We start from the raw sequence: 14,626 nt of genomic DNA on the forward strand, positions 1-14,626 counted from the left end.
CCCGGAATGACGGTTTCCGGGAGGAATTCACTGGCCTGATTCTTATCGCTCATTTGGCTGGAAACCGGCCACCAACTTGGCTGGATTTCTTGGCTCAAATGGCCTACAGATAGTCGATCACACACACAAGCGCCAGGCACCCCCCACCAAGGGTCGCATTCCTATTCGCCTAATGTCGCTGCATGAATGCGAATCCGATGTCGACTGCCTGTCCCCCGAGGTCGCCCCACCCCCACACGCCGCCGGGGAGCCCGCAGGAGGGCCGAGGGCCGCTTGGAGTATCAGAAGTGGCTCTACCCTCCCCAGGGCGCCTGAGGCCTATCTGCAGCCCAGTGGGGTCGCCTATGGCATCATCGGTGCCTGTGTTGCTGCGGCAAAAGTCGTGGCAATACCTGCAACCAAGCATCTTCACCTGGTTAAACGGAAAGGTGGAGTGTTTCACGTGAAACACTCCACCTTTTCCAAGCTTGTTGTTTACTGCGCTTCGGATTCCGGGGACAGCACGCTCATGATGCGGTTCAGATCATCGACGCTGGCAAATTCGATGCTGACACGACCCTTGCGAGCACCCAGTGAGATCTTTACGTTCGTATCAAGCCGATCAGAGAGTGACGTTGCCAAGAAGTCTAAGCGCTCATGGCGTGGCGTCAGCTTTGGAGCAGCGGCCTTACGAGGTTTTTGCTGACCTTCGCTCATGGCCACGGCTTCTTCGGTGGCCCGAACGGACATCCCCTCGTTGACGATCCGCTGTGCCAGCTGCTCGATCTCTGCGGCATCGGCAAGGCCCAAAAGAGCACGCGCATGTCCCGCAGAGATTACCCCCACGGCCACTCGCCGCTGCACCAATGCGGGCAGCTTCATCAGACGGATTGTGTTGGAAATCTGCGATCGTGAACGGCCAATACGCTCCGACAGGACTTCCTGCGTGCAATTGAATTCACTCAGAAGTTGCTGGTACGCCGCAGCCTCTTCGAGCGGGTTAAGCTGCGAACGATGGAGGTTCTCCAGCAGTGCGTCTCGGAGAAGATCATCGTCTTGCGTTTCGCGGACGATGGCCGGAATTGTTGTCAGACCGGCTGCCTGGGTGGCACGCCAGCGGCGTTCACCCATGACAATCTCGTATGGCTCCTTGTCATTCTCCCGTGAGGGACGAACAACAATCGGCTGGAGCAAGCCGACTTCGCGAATGGAGTGGACCAATTCGTCCATATGTTCTTCGTCGAAGTATGAACGCGGTTGCTTCCGGTTCGGGTGGATCTGATCGACCGAGAGCTCGGCAAAGCTGGCGCCTGGAACCTCAACGAGATTGCTGGCGTCGGCATCAATCATGTCCACTTCCCCCGCTCGTCCGGAAGAAGCAATAAGACCCGGCATCTGGGCACGGCGCTTTTTGGCCGCGGCGGACGGTGCTGAAGCCGCCTGGGATTTTTCCGCGGCCACTTCTTCTTCGGTCTTACCTGGCACGAAAAACATGTCGACAGGCCGAGCCTTTTTGCCATTTGCCGACACCGCAGAGGTCTTAGGCTTGGGAGCTATCTCCGGGTTCTTTGCCGTGTTGGTTCTTGTCGTCTTCGATGTTCCACGTGAAACATTGGTTGGAGTCTCCTCCTCGGATTCCGCGACAGGGCTGCTCGAAATCAATGCACCGAGACCTCGTCCTAAACCACGTCGCTTTTCCGACATTGGATGTTACTCCCTTTCGACACCGTTACTACCATGACCCAAGGCAATTCTACTGGGTGGTGATTGATTGTTGAGGACGCGGCTCACGGTTGTGGCTCGCAGACGCCCGAAAGGCGGTCTTCTGCACCCTACCCGACCCTAGGCCACGTAGCTATCTGTCTCAGAAGCGATTCTTCGACATTTTTGCGTTAAAACAACAAAAAACGGACTCATATCGAATCGGTTGCACCGGATCGGTGCTGTTCCGCGGGTGCAAGTAGAAAACGTGCCATGTGCGCCCAGAAAACCTAGTAGTTGCCGCGTTCGGCGATTTCGGCGGCTGCTTCCAAATAGGACAGAGCCCCCGTGGAACTCGAATCGTAAGTGATTACGGTTTGCTGATAGCTGGGAGCTTCAGAGATGCGGACGCTCCGGGGAATCAAGGCCTGCAACACCTGGTTTGGGAAGTGCTCGCGGACTTCGCTCGCAACTTGCGCTGCGAGGTTTGTCCTGCCGTCATACATCGTTAGGAGAATCGTCGAGACGGTGAGATCCGAGTTGAGATGCTTCTGGATCATTTCAATGTTCTTCAGGAGCTGGCTGAGGCCTTCCAGTGCGTAGTACTCACACTGGATAGGAATCAATACCTCACGGGCAGCGACAAATGCGTTGACCGTCAACAAGCCAAGGCTCGGGGGGCAATCGATGAAAACATAGTCCAGTCGGTCCATGCCGTTTTCATTACGATATTGAGCGTACTGCTCCAGGGCCCGCCGAAGCCGTTGTTCGCGAGCCACCAGCGATACCAGCTCGATCTCTGCACCTGCCAAGTGGATGGTTGCAGGGGCCACGGTCAGGTTATTGATGTCAGGGCAGGTGGCCACGACATCGGCAAGAGGCAGGTCGTTGATGAGCACATCGTAAATGCTGTCAACATCCGCGTGGTGCTCAATACCCAACGCGGTCGAAGCATTTCCCTGTGGATCTATGTCAATGACCAGGACATTCAGGCCTGCAATAGCCAGGGCTGCTGCAATGTTTACAGTGGTGGTCGTCTTGCCGACGCCACCCTTTTGGTTGCTGACAGTCATGTAACGGGTGGTGTCAGGCTTGGGCAGCTTCCGGCCGCTCAGCTTTTCCCGCCTCTTGTGTTCACTTGCCAGCTGGCTTGCCAGCGGAGAACTGTCGTCAGTGGTATCGAAAACATTTCGTGCCATCGCAGGTTCCTTCACCACCACTGGGTCCTCTCCATCGGAATCCGTCAATTCCACCGCTTCGCTCTCATCGAAAATCGCTGCAGTGGTAAAGATTGTTTCACGTGAAACAACGTCGAGCTCGGTTGAATCAATCATTTTAGGTTGTTCTTGAATGTTAGAGGAACCAAAACTAGCGAAAAGCGCTGCGAACGGTGGAATCTTGTTAACGCTACGCTTCAAAACAGTTCTTTCTACTAACTCAGTAGGTGGCATCGAGCCACCTGATACAGCCTATCGCTAAAGCGCTAGCCTACGTTGATTCGCACCACGGTCGTCGGTTCGCTGAGAATCTCTTCTCCGACCGTTACGACCTCGGTCTTCTTACCTCCAAGACGGCGAATCATCTTCGCTGCCTTCTCGACTTCCTCGGCCGCTGAGCGCCCCTTGATGGCCAGGACGGTCCCCTTCCCATGGAGCAACGGGATAGTTAGCCCCGCAAGATTCGTCAGGGCAGAAACCGCGCGTGCCGTGGCGAAGTCCGCATTCACATGGTCCACGACTTGCTCGGCGCGGCCACGCATCACGGTGACGTTTTCAAGTCCAAGATCCTCAACGACTTCATGCAACCAAATGCAGCGACGCTCCAAGGGCTCGATCAAGGTCAGCTCGAGGTCGGCCCGGGCCAAGGCAAACGTCAGTCCCGGAAGCCCTGCCCCGCTGCCCACGTCGGCCACATGGGCGCCCTTGTCAATCAGGTTGGCAACGACGGCACAGTTCAAGACATGCCGGGACCACAGGCGTGGGACTTCACGAGGGCCCAGCAGGCCCCGCTCCATGCCGGATGTGGCCAAATGCTGAACATAGCGCTCTGCAAGCTCCAGGCGGTCCCCGAAGACTATCCGGGCGGCTTGGCTCTCTTCGGCGGTAAGTTCTACTTCGTTGCTCATAAAAGTCTTGTTCCTTGGTTCCGGGCTTAGGAGTCGGCGGGAGACACAACGATGTGGCGGCCGGGGCCCTCACCCTCGGACTCGCTTTGCATGCCCAGGGCGGCCACGCAATCGTGAACCAGCTTGCGTTCGTAGGCGCTCATCGGTTCGAGGGACACGCTTTCACCGCTGGCCTCAACCTTGGCCGCGGCTTCTTCGGCAATGCGTTTGAGTTCGCCGGCACGCCCTTGGCGGTAGCCGGTGATGTCCAAGACAAGGCGCGAACGGTTGCCGGTCGCGGTGAGGACTGCTAGCCGAGTGAGTTCCTGCAGAGAGTCAAGTACCTCGCCCTTGGAACCAATCAGACGGCGCAGCGATTTCTCGTCTTCCGGTTCGCCATCAATTGAGATGTAGGTCCGTCCGCCACGGACCTCAATGTCGATATCGCCATCGAGGTCTGCGATATCCAGCAATTCTTCGAGGTAGTCAGCGGCGATGTCGCCTTCTTCTTCGATGTTGCTGGCCTCATCAAGAACTTCGTCGTCCTCTACCGGGGTCGCGGTATCGATAGCATCGCTTTGCTCAACATTGCTCATGGCTACTTCTTCTTCCTGTTCTTGCGCTGGGGCTGGACACGCTGCGTCTTAGGCTCTTCGACGACAGCTACCGCTGCTTCCGCTTCTGCCTTCTTCTGGCCGATCGGAGGAAGCCCCTTGGCGGCACGGCGCTCATTGAGTTCGCGCTCTGCCTGTGAACCGGGAGTCGGGTTGTTGCGAATGACGTAGTACTGCTGGCCCAATGTCCAAAGGTTCGTGGCGGTCCAGTAGATCAAGACACCGATCGGGAAGTTGATGCCACCAATGCCGAAGACCAGCGGAAGGATGTACAGCATGATCTTCTGCTGCTGCATGAAGGGGCCCTCAAGGGCTTCCTTTGTCATGTTCTTGGACATGATCTGCTTCTGCGTGATGAACTGCGAGGCCGTCATGGCAAGAATCATGATGACGGCGACAATGATCACCGCTGCGCTCGGGGATCCCGAGTTCAGGGTGTTCAGGAAGGTGTCGGAAAGGCGTGCGCCAAAGATGGACGACGCATCAAAGCTGCGGATGTGATCGGCGGAAAGGGCGCCGACTGACGAGTTGCTCGCGCTGGCCTTGGAGGCGTTGTTCAAAACCGTAAACAACGCAAAGAAGAACGGCATCTGGACGAGCATGGGCAAGCATGACGACAGCGGGTTCGTCTTGTGCTTCTTGAACAGCTGTCGCTGCTCGGCGATCATGGCCTGCTGCGAGAGCTGGTCCTTCTTGCCCTTGTACTTGGCCTGAAGCTTGCGCAGGTCCGGCTGCAGGGCCTGCATGGCACGCTGGGCCTTGATCTGCTTGACGAAGACCGGAATCAAGGCGGTACGAATCAAGAGCACCAGGAAGACGATGGACAGTGCCCATGTCCAACCCGAGTTGGGATCAAGTCCGATTCGGGTGAACAATTCGTGGAAGGCCCAGAGGATCCACGAGACTACATACCGAAAAGGGCTCAGTAGCAGGTCAAAGAAGTTTGTCATTACCGGTCATGCTCCTCAGGCCGCATCTGCGGCATCTTCGTCGGCGGGAATCGGAGGATGATTCATCACCATGATCTTGGGGGTCTTGCCTTCTGGCCAAATTCGTCGGCCTTCGGGAACGTAATCGATCCCGCCATGGCTAAAAGGATTACATCTTAAGACACGCCAGATGGTTAATCCGATGCCTTTGATGGCGCCATGTACCGTAACTGCTTCGAGGCCATAGGCCGAGCAGCTGGGAAAGTAGCGACAAACATCGCCGTAGACCGGCGAAATGATTTTTCGATAAACCAGGAGGAACCCGATGATGAGGTTCCTGGGGATATCTATCACGAACCAGATGAGCCCAGTTCTGGGTCTAGGATCCTTTTTCATGCTTGGCACCCGCCTTACGAACAACCGATTCAAATCCGGAACGGACCTGCTGGCCTAGCTCATCCCATTCAGCGTCGGCTGAACCAGGCAATGCCCGGAGCACGACGTCGAGGCCGGTGGCATCCGCAGTGAACTGCTTGGCCAATGCACGCATTCGTCGCTTGACGAGGTTGCGGTGCACGGCATTGCCAACGGCCTTGGAAACGATGAAACCAAAACGGTTATTACCCTGGGGTTCGTCAGAGCGAACCCGTGCATATAGCACTACGTTCCGGCGCCCAGTGCGGGCGCCGGAACGTACAGTGGCTGTAAAGTCCTGCGAAAGGCGCAGTCGCTGATTCTTTGGCAACACGACGTCACGCGTCGAGTCTGTAAAACAAAGAACCCACGAAAACCTGCGCTAATTCAGGACAGTAGTGCTTAATGGTTATGCAGAAAGTTCGACGCGACCCTTGCCGCGGCGGGTTGCCAAGATGGCACGGCCTGCACGGGTACGCATACGAAGTCGGAATCCGTGCTTCTTGGCACGACGACGGTTATTCGGCTGAAAAGTCCGCTTGCTCACGGTAGTAACTCCAAGACGATCATGTGATGCGCCTTGCCCGTTGCTAATAAGTAGGGAAGAACAGGCCGACGCTCGTATTCAGGTGCCCCTTATGAACTGCTTCCATGCTTTCAACGATCTTGAAGACCGTCGAAGACATCTCGCAGTGCCAAAAGTGGACACATAGGACTACACAACGATAGGGGTGGAAGTGAAGGTACGTCAAATTGAGCCCACCTAGGGCCGGCCGGGACGCTGTGCATAGTGTGATCTTAATTGTGGATACCGCGGTGGATAAACGCCTCAAAAATACGAATACCGGTCCTGACACCTTGATCCTAGACGTCAATTTTTACTTGCTACCCCGCAGATTTGCAAGCCCTTGGGGGATATCCACCCCAAGTTATCCACCGTCTGTGCATAACGCTGTGGATGACAGCTAGAATCATTCCGTTGGGGTCCGGCGGTTCTGGGCCCCATTCGTCGCCCGTTTGGTCGATGTAACAGAACGAAGGGGCCTAATTGTGAGCACGGACGAGACCAATAGTGTCGGCAGTGCCTGGCGCCAGGTAGTTCGCCACATCGAACAAGATGACCGCGTGACTCCGATGCAGCGTGCATTTGCCGCCTTGGCTCAGCCCCAGGGGCTCATTGGAACGACTCTCTTGCTGGCGGTTCCCAACGAGTTGACTCGTGACGTTCTTCAGACCCAACTCAAGGATCCCCTTGAACAGTCGCTGAAGCTTGTTTTCCAATCGGATATTCGCTGCGCGTTCAGCATCGACTCGGATTTGGTCCCGGAAGAGGTGCCCGCTCCCCCCGTCGAGTTGCCCCCGGTTCCCAAGGCACGCATCAGCGATGTCCTCCCGCAGCCCTCGCCTCCCTCCAACTCCCAGGAGTTCGGCCGGCTGAATCCAAAGTACATCTTCGATACTTTTGTCATTGGATCTTCGAACCGATTCGCCCACGCCGCTGCGGTGGCGGTCGCGGAAGCTCCGGCCAAGGCATACAACCCGTTGTTCATCTATGGTGATTCCGGTCTGGGCAAGACCCACCTTCTTCACGCCATCGGTCATTATGCCCGTCACCTCTACAACGGCATCCGCGTCCGCTACGTGAATTCCGAGGAATTCACCAACGACTTCATCAACTCCATTCGAGACGATGAGGGTGCAAGCTTCAAGCAGACCTACCGGAATGTCGACATCCTGCTCATCGACGACATCCAGTTCTTGGCCAACAAGGATGCCACCCAGGAAGAGTTCTTCCATACCTTCAACGCCCTGCACAACCACAACAAGCAGGTAGTAATCACTTCGGACCTGCCGCCGAAACAGCTGTCAGGCTTCGAAGACCGCATGCGCTCGCGTTTTGAATGGGGCCTGCTCACCGATATCCAGCCGCCGGAGCTTGAAACCCGCATCGCCATTCTGCGTAAGAAGGCCACTGCCGAGAATCTTTCAGCACCCGACGACGTCATGGAATACATCGCATCCAAGATCTCCACGAATATCCGTGAGCTTGAGGGGGCCTTGATCCGTGTGACCGCCTTTGCGTCGCTCAACAACCAAACCGTTGATATGAGCTTGGCCGAAACGGTACTGAAGGACTTGATCACCGACGAGGGCGCCCAGGAGATTACTCCGGCCACCATCGTTGCCCAGACTGCCGAGTACTTCAATCTCACGATTGAGGAGCTCAACAGCAAGTCCAGAACCAGGACATTGGTGACGGCACGACAAATCGCCATGTACCTCCTGCGTGAGCTCACGGATATGTCTCTGCCAAAGATCGGCCAGGAGCTCGGCGGCCGCGACCACACCACCGTGATTCACGCCGACCGCAAGATTCGCGAACTCATGGCCGAGCGGCGGGCCATTTTCAATCAGGTGACCGAACTGACCAACCGAATCAAGCAACGGCAACGCGAAGGCTAAACGGCCCGCAATTCCGATAACCACAGGTGTGGATAAACCTGTGGATCATTAAGTGGACTACGTCGATTCCCTGCGGATAACTACAGGGGTGGCTGTGGATCCCTTAATTCACGCGGAAAGTTATCCACCGGGGCGTGACACTCAGTGTCACGCCCACTCACATGTTGTGCACATGCATAATTGGTGCGTTCCCGCGGCCAAGGGGACTTATCCACAGTATCCACAGGGGTTATTAACACTACTAACCCCTTTTTTCTTATTCACCCAAATAACAAGTCCTTTTTGCACCCAAGCGACCAAACGGGTCCAAATGACGCCTTCTTCGGACGCAATCTCATGAATTCAGCCTTCGCCTGCCAACCAGGTCCGTTCGTTGAAGAGTTGGCGAATGAACCGGGCGGCGAATGAACCGAATCCCTATCCGTGCATCGTCTTGGTGCCGCAGGGAGCGAGCTTTTCCGAATTACTTTGCTGGCACCGCTTTTGGTCCATGCCTCATGACAAAACTCCGTGAACTCTTCCTGCACCCTGTGGAACCCCTCAGTCGCCAGGAGCAAGCACCAGTAGTCGAATCCCGCGTTCATCCAGAGAAATTCCGTGCATCTCGGATCTTCCAGGCGTCCGGCGGACATCGGACATGTGATTTCGTCGTCATTGGTTGATCGGCACCCGTCCACGAAGTGGCTGTTCCTAGAATTTCGGTGACCCTCTCCACGTCACTGATCAGCTAAATCCACAGGGTCTGGGTTCCACCCAACTCCACAACGCTTCACGTCAAGCCTCAGCCGGGATCATCGTCGAGGCCTCCCAAAAGCCGGTATGCTCGAAGGCTGTGCCGCAGTTCTGCCATCAGATGCAGTCGGTTCACAAAGCAAGCGTGTCAACGCACGCCGTTCCCAGGGTCGGTTCTGGGTTTGGATTTTTTCCGAGCCGCTAAGCTTGCTTTAAAGTCATGTAATGTCGACTTCGTCGTGAAAGGCGGACCACTTCGTGAAGTTCAGCGTTGAAAAGGATGTATTGGCCGAAGCCGTATCCTGGACCGCCCGTTCACTTTCCCAAAGGCCGCCGTCTCCGGTGCTCTCGGGCATCCTCATCACCGCAACCAGCGGCACCGTTTCACTGGCTGGTTTCGACTACGAGATCTCTGCACACCTCGAGATCGCTGCAGATGTCGCCGCTGAGGGAACCATCCTGGTTTCGGGCAAGTTGTTGGCAGAAATCTGCCGAAGCCTTCCAAACGCCACCGCAGTCATCGAGACCGATGGCACCAAGGTCACTCTCACGTGCGGCCGAAGCCGCTTCCACTTGGCCACCATGCCAGTGGCCGAGTATCCGGAACTTCCAACGCTTCCCGAGGTCACCGGCGTCGTTGATGGCGAGGCTTTTGCCCATGCAATCAACCAGGTCATCGTTGCAGCGTCCAAGGACGACACCCTGCCGATCCTCACCGGCGTCAAGATGGAAATCGAAGACGACCTGATCACCTTCCTGGCCACAGACCGGTACCGCCTGGCCATGCGCGAGGTCCACTGGAAGCCCTCCCAGGCCGGCATTTCCACGTCTGCGCTGGTCAAAGCCAAGACCTTGAACGAGGTCGCGAAGACCCTGGGATCCGCCGGCGAACTGAAGATCGCGTTGGGCGAAGGCAACGAACTCATTGGTTTCGAAAGCGGAAACCGCCGCACAACCTCGTTGCTCGTGGACGGGGACTACCCGAAGATCCGCTCGCTCTTCCCCGAAAACACGCCGATTCATGCCACCGTGCGCACCTCTGCCCTCATGGAGGCTGTCCGGCGCGTGGCGGTCGTTGCCGAACGCAACACCCCGGTCCGGTTGTCCTTCACCGGCGGCCAGCTCTCGCTAGATGCCGGCACCGGCGAAGATGCCCAGGCCGAGGAATCCATCGAGGCACAGATCGACGGCGAGGAAATCACCGTCGCATTCAACCCCGCATACCTCAGTGAGGGGCTGAACGCCTTCGACAGCGAATTCGTTCGTTTCTCCTTCACCAGTGCACCGAAACCCGCCATGATGACTGCGCAGTCATCCCTGGACGGCCAGGACAGCGACCAATACCGTTACCTGGTCATGCCGGTGCGTCTACCAAACTTGCCCAATTAGGTTGCACGCGGGGGAAAACCCGGTTTTCCCTCCCGTCGCAATCCCGTGTTCGACCGCTCCATGTCCGCTCCAACCGGAGCGGTCGAACACACCTTTTCTTGGCGTTTCCCGCCAAGCCTTTATCACCCGATCGACGGCACCCCGCCCCTTGATCCCACCGCAGGACGTTTAGGTGTATATCTCACATGTCTCTCTCACCGACTTCCGCTCTTATGCGCAAGCCGATGTCGAGCTGGGGCCTGGCACCAACGTCCTGATAGGTTCCAACGGCGTCGGCAAGACCAATATCGTCGAAGCCATTGGCTACCTTGCAACGCTTTCCTCCCACAGGGTCACCAACGATGCGCCGCTGCTGCGTTTTGGCACCGACCGGGCATTGGTCCGGGCGCGCGTCCAGCGGGCCAAGCTGGTAACAACCCTCGAAGTGGAAATCACCGCAGGCAAGGCAAACCGGGCCCGGATCAACCGAGCCAACCCGGTGAGGGCCCGCGACATCCTGGGAATCGTGCGCACCGTGCTCTTTGCCCCGGAGGACCTGGCCCTGGTCAAGGGGGATCCGTCCAACCGTCGCCGCTTCCTTGACGAATTGTTGGTCACCCTGCGGCCCGGCGAGGCTGCAACCCGAGGGGACTACGAACGGGTGCTGAAGCAGCGCAACGCCCTGCTGAAATCCGCGCGGGCCGGGGGCAAGCTCTCCACCGCACACGAATCCACGCTCGATGTCTGGGACACCCATCTTGCCCGGGCCGGGGCACGGGTGCTGCGCGGACGCCTCGAGGTGCTGCGCCTGCTCTCCCCCTACATGGGTGCGGCATACGCATCGCTGGCGGACGCGAACAAGGAAGCCCGCGCCTACTACCAATCCACGATCCTGGCCGATTTCGATGGGGAAGAACCCACCGCCGGGGCGCCGTCCGGCGAGGACGAGGCCTCACCGGTGGCCCCGGCCGCACTGCTCGACGCCACCACGGAGGAACTCGAGGAAATGTTCCTCGAGGCCCTGTTGAACACGCGCGCCAAGGAACTTGAACGCGGCATAACCCTGGTCGGACCGCACCGCGACGATGTCCTGCTGACCCTGGGCGGCGCTCCCGCCAAGGGATACGCAAGCCACGGCGAAACCTGGTCGTTGGCCCTGGCCCTGCGGCTTGCCGCCTACAAGGTCATGGGCGAGGACGACCCGAGGCCCGGGGCAGGACCGATCCTGATCCTTGACGACGTGTTTGCCGAACTCGATGCCACACGGCGCACCCGCCTGGCATCCATCGTGGCCGGCGCGGACCAGGTGATTGTCACCGCCGCGGTTGCCGGGGACGTGCCCGAGGAGCTCGGCGGCACCTTCCTGCGGGTCAGTCCGGGAGTGGTGCACTCTTGAGCGAGGACAAGGACCCGCACGCACCCGAGGCGCTGGATGCGGCACGCGCCATCCTCAACCGCATGCGCGAATCGGCCCTGAGTCGGGGCGAAGCCCGGATCGACGCGGCCAAGGCAGCCAAATTCGAGGAAAACGCCGCCGTGCGCAAGGCCCGGCGGCGGGCCAGTTCCGCACCGGCGAAATACACCGACGGACGCGACCCCCAGGAAATCGGCAACCTCTTCGGCAAGATCGTGCGCGACCGGGGCTGGAGCGCACCGGTGGCCGTGGGCTCGGTGCTTTCGCGCTGGAGCGAGCTGGTGGGCCCGCAGATTGCCGCGCATTGCGTACCCGAGTCCTTCGAGGATTCCACCGTGATGGTGCGCTGCGACTCCACGACCTGGGCCACGCAAATGCGGCTGCTTTCCCATGAACTGCTCAAGCACTTCGACAAGGAACTTGGTGCCGGCGTGATCACCGTGATCCGGGTCCTTGGCCCGGCTGCACCCTCTTGGCGCCACGGCGGCCGCTCGGTGAAGGGCCGCGGTCCGCGCGACACCTACGGGTAGGAAAAGCAAAACGCGTAGCTGGCCGACTGGCGCACTGGCAGCGCGCAAACCACATAGCCCCCCACTTGAGGCGGGACCAATCGCTCCTAAGCACGCTTGGCGGCCATTGACGGCATGTTGCCGCCCGTCAATGGCCGGATAATTTGGCGCAACGCGGTAGAATTGGCACAGGCGTTTTGTCTGTGCGACAAGACGCTGGTTCATGATCGGGCACCTTCGGTGTTCGGCCTTCCACTGTTTGAGGAGTCTGTAGCACCTGTGTCTACCGATAACACCACACCCCAGGAACCAATCGATTCCGTCGAGGCCGACGAATCCCCCGCGGCCCAGCCGGCGGAAGAGACTGTCAACGGCCGGGTGGAACACACCTATGGCGCCCAGGACATCACGGTTCTTGAAGGCCTCGAAGCGGTGCGCAAGCGCCCCGGCATGTACATCGGTTCCACCTCCGCGCGCGGGTTGCACCACCTGGTCTACGAGGTCGTGGACAACTCCGTCGACGAGGCCCTGGCCGGTTACTGCGACCACATCAAGGTCACCATGCAGGCCGACGGCGGCGTGCGCGTGGAAGACAACGGCCGCGGCATCCCGGTCGACATCCACCCCACCGAGGGCAAGCCCACGGTCGAGGTCGTCATGACCATCCTGCACGCCGGCGGAAAGTTCGGCGGCGGCGGCTACGCGGTCTCCGGCGGCCTGCACGGCGTGGGCATCTCCGTGGTCAACGCACTGTCCTCGCGTGTGGACACCGAGATCCGCCGCCAGGGCAGCGTCTGGCGCATGACCTTCGCCGACGGCGGCAAGCCGCAGGGAACCCTCATCAAGGGCGAAGACTCCGATGCGACCGGCACCATCCAGACGTTCTACCCCGACGCCACGATCTTCGACACCATCGACTTCGACTTCGAGACCCTGCGCGCCCGCTTCCAGCAGATGGCGTTCCTGAACAAGGGCCTGCGCCTCACGCTCACCGACGAGCGCACCCTGGCGGACGACGGCGACGAGATCGCCACCGAGGAAGACGAAGCCAACGACGCCACCCCCAAGCACCGCGTGGTGGACTACCTCTACAAGGATGGGCTGCTGGACTACGTCAAGCACCTGAACTCCTCCAAGAAGGTCGAGCTCGTCCACGAGGACGTCATCGCCTTCGAATCCGAGGACACCTCCAAGGGCATCAGCGTCGAGGTTGCCATGCAGTGGACCAACTCGTACTCCGAGTCGGTGCACACCTACGCCAACACCATCAACACCCATGAGGGCGGCACCCACGAAGAGGGCTTCCGCGCCGCGATGACCTCGCTGATCAACCGCTATGCGCGCGAGAAGACGATCCTGCGCGAAAAGGACGAGAACCTCACGGGCGACGACATCCGCGAGGGCCTCACCGCCGTCATCTCGGTCAAGCTTGCCGAACCGCAGTTCGAGGGCCAGACCAAGACCAAGCTCGGCAACTCGATGGCCAAGGGCTTCGTCCAGGGCGTGGTCAACGAGGAACTCGGCGACTGGCTCGAGCGCAACCCCAACACCGCGCGCGACATCATCCGCAAGGCCCAGCTGGCCTCCCAGGCCCGCATGGCGGCACGCAAGGCCCGCGACAACGCGCGCCGCAAGTCCCCGCTGGAATCCTTCGGCATGCCGGGCAAGCTCTCGGACTGCTCCTCGAAGAACCCCGCCGAGTGCGAGGTCTTCATCGTGGAGGGCGACTCCGCAGGCGGCTCGGCCAAGCGCGGACGCAACCCGCACACCCAGGCCATACTGCCGCTGCGCGGCAAGATCCTGAACGTCGAGCGCGCACGCCTCGACCGCGCGCTGGGCAACGCCGAGGTCCAGGCCATGATCACCGCCTTCGGCACCGGCATTGGCGAGGAATTCGACATGGCCAAGCTGCGCTACCACAAGATCGTGCTGATGGCCGATGCAGACGTCGACGGGCAGCACATCACCACGCTGCTGTTGACCCTGCTCTTCCGTTTCATGCGCCCGCTGATCGAAAACGGCTACGTCTACTTGGCCCAGCCGCCGCTGTACCGCATCAAGTGGTCCAACGCCGCGCACGAATACGTGTACTCGGACAAGGAACGCGACGATTCGCTGACCACCGGCGCCGCGAAGAACAAGCGCCTGCCCAAGGACAACGGCATCCAGCGCTACAAGGGCCTGGGCGAGATGGACTATACCGAGCTGTGGGACACCACCATGGACCCGGACCACCGGACCCTCCTGCAGGTCACCATGGACGATGCCCTGGCAGCGGACCAGACCTTCTCCACACTAATGGGCGAAGACGTGGAGTCCCGCCGAAACTTCATCCAGCAGAACGCCAAGGACGTCAGGTTCCTGGATATCTGACCGGTTCACCGAGTAGATATTCCAAG

13 protein-coding genes are annotated in these 14,626 nt (G+C 59.2%); 5 read left to right on the top strand and 8 right to left on the bottom strand.

Features of this window, described 5'->3' with window-relative positions; all coding sequences use genetic code 11:
- Nucleotides 1-474: 474 nt before the first annotated feature.
- The 8 genes from ACLQ7E_RS06455 to rpmH all read right to left on the bottom strand — a co-directional run bounded on the left by ACLQ7E_RS06455 (nt 475) and on the right by rpmH (nt 6,288).
- Nucleotides 475-1,683, bottom strand: a complete 1,209-nt coding sequence (locus tag ACLQ7E_RS06455) for a ParB/RepB/Spo0J family partition protein (RefSeq protein WP_411731748.1) — start codon at nt 1,681-1,683, stop codon at nt 475-477.
- 287 nt (nt 1,684-1,970) lie between these two features.
- A complete protein-coding gene (locus ACLQ7E_RS06460; protein ID WP_411731759.1) occupies nt 1,971-2,879 on the bottom strand; it encodes a ParA family protein in 909 nt (302 codons plus the stop codon).
- 284 nt (nt 2,880-3,163) lie between these two features.
- Nucleotides 3,164-3,805: a 16S rRNA (guanine(527)-N(7))-methyltransferase RsmG gene (gene rsmG / locus ACLQ7E_RS06465; RefSeq protein WP_411731749.1), complete on the bottom strand. Its 642-nt coding sequence runs from the start codon at nt 3,803-3,805 to the stop codon at nt 3,164-3,166.
- Nucleotides 3,806-3,831: 26 nt separating this feature from the next.
- Nucleotides 3,832-4,380: a protein jag gene (locus ACLQ7E_RS06470; RefSeq protein WP_411731750.1), complete on the bottom strand. Its 549-nt coding sequence runs from the start codon at nt 4,378-4,380 to the stop codon at nt 3,832-3,834.
- A 2-nt stretch (nt 4,381-4,382) separates the two neighbouring features.
- Complete coding sequence (yidC, locus tag ACLQ7E_RS06475; protein WP_411731751.1) at nt 4,383-5,348, bottom strand: membrane protein insertase YidC; 966 nt, start codon at nt 5,346-5,348, stop codon at nt 4,383-4,385.
- 15 nt (nt 5,349-5,363) lie between these two features.
- Nucleotides 5,364-5,723 (bottom strand): membrane protein insertion efficiency factor YidD, encoded by a 360-nt coding sequence (yidD, locus tag ACLQ7E_RS06480; RefSeq protein ID WP_411731752.1) that lies wholly within the window; start codon nt 5,721-5,723, stop codon nt 5,364-5,366.
- A complete protein-coding gene (gene rnpA, locus ACLQ7E_RS06485; RefSeq protein ID WP_411731753.1) occupies nt 5,707-6,075 on the bottom strand; it encodes a ribonuclease P protein component in 369 nt (122 codons plus the stop codon). Before rnpA ends, yidD begins: the two co-directional genes overlap by 17 nt.
- Before the next feature lie 75 nt (nt 6,076-6,150).
- Nucleotides 6,151-6,288, bottom strand: a complete 138-nt coding sequence (rpmH, locus tag ACLQ7E_RS06490) for a 50S ribosomal protein L34 (protein WP_217390880.1) — start codon at nt 6,286-6,288, stop codon at nt 6,151-6,153.
- 503 nt (nt 6,289-6,791) lie between these two features.
- Between rpmH and dnaA the strand changes: the two genes are divergently transcribed.
- The 5 genes from dnaA to gyrB all read left to right on the top strand — a co-directional run bounded on the left by dnaA (nt 6,792) and on the right by gyrB (nt 14,600).
- Nucleotides 6,792-8,204: a chromosomal replication initiator protein DnaA gene (gene dnaA, locus ACLQ7E_RS06495; protein ID WP_411731754.1), complete on the top strand. Its 1,413-nt coding sequence runs from the start codon at nt 6,792-6,794 to the stop codon at nt 8,202-8,204.
- Nucleotides 8,205-9,194: 990 nt separating this feature from the next.
- Nucleotides 9,195-10,325: a DNA polymerase III subunit beta gene (gene dnaN / locus ACLQ7E_RS06500; protein WP_411731755.1), complete on the top strand. Its 1,131-nt coding sequence runs from the start codon at nt 9,195-9,197 to the stop codon at nt 10,323-10,325.
- A gap of 172 nt (nt 10,326-10,497) precedes the next feature.
- The gene (gene recF, locus ACLQ7E_RS06505) at nt 10,498-11,700 is read left to right on the top strand and encodes a DNA replication/repair protein RecF (protein ID WP_411731756.1); all 1,203 of its coding nucleotides are present in this window, start codon (nt 10,498-10,500) and stop codon (nt 11,698-11,700) included.
- Nucleotides 11,697-12,248: a DUF721 domain-containing protein gene (locus ACLQ7E_RS06510; RefSeq protein WP_411731757.1), complete on the top strand. Its 552-nt coding sequence runs from the start codon at nt 11,697-11,699 to the stop codon at nt 12,246-12,248. Before recF ends, ACLQ7E_RS06510 begins: the two co-directional genes overlap by 4 nt.
- Before the next feature lie 258 nt (nt 12,249-12,506).
- A complete protein-coding gene (gene gyrB / locus ACLQ7E_RS06515) occupies nt 12,507-14,600 on the top strand; it encodes a DNA topoisomerase (ATP-hydrolyzing) subunit B (protein WP_411731758.1) in 2,094 nt (697 codons plus the stop codon).
- The last annotated feature ends 26 nt before the right edge of the window (nt 14,601-14,626 follow it).

It is taken from the genome of Paeniglutamicibacter sp., from assembly GCF_046714615.1.
In the GTDB taxonomy this organism is placed as follows: Bacteria; Actinomycetota; Actinomycetes; order Actinomycetales; family Micrococcaceae; genus Paeniglutamicibacter.

What these genes read in the sequence shown, in the direction of transcription:
- ACLQ7E_RS06455 (WP_411731748.1), bottom strand. Translation starts at nt 1,683, where the DNA reads ATGTCGGAAAAGCGACGTGGTTTAGGACGAGGTCTCGGTGCATTGATT.
- ACLQ7E_RS06460 (WP_411731759.1), bottom strand. Translation starts at nt 2,879, where the DNA reads ATGGCACGAAATGTTTTCGATACCACTGACGACAGTTCTCCGCTGGCA.
- rsmG (WP_411731749.1), bottom strand. Translation starts at nt 3,805, where the DNA reads ATGAGCAACGAAGTAGAACTTACCGCCGAAGAGAGCCAAGCCGCCCGG.
- ACLQ7E_RS06470 (WP_411731750.1), bottom strand. Translation starts at nt 4,380, where the DNA reads ATGAGCAATGTTGAGCAAAGCGATGCTATCGATACCGCGACCCCGGTA.
- yidC (WP_411731751.1), bottom strand. Translation starts at nt 5,348, where the DNA reads ATGACAAACTTCTTTGACCTGCTACTGAGCCCTTTTCGGTATGTAGTC.
- yidD (WP_411731752.1), bottom strand. Translation starts at nt 5,723, where the DNA reads ATGAAAAAGGATCCTAGACCCAGAACTGGGCTCATCTGGTTCGTGATA.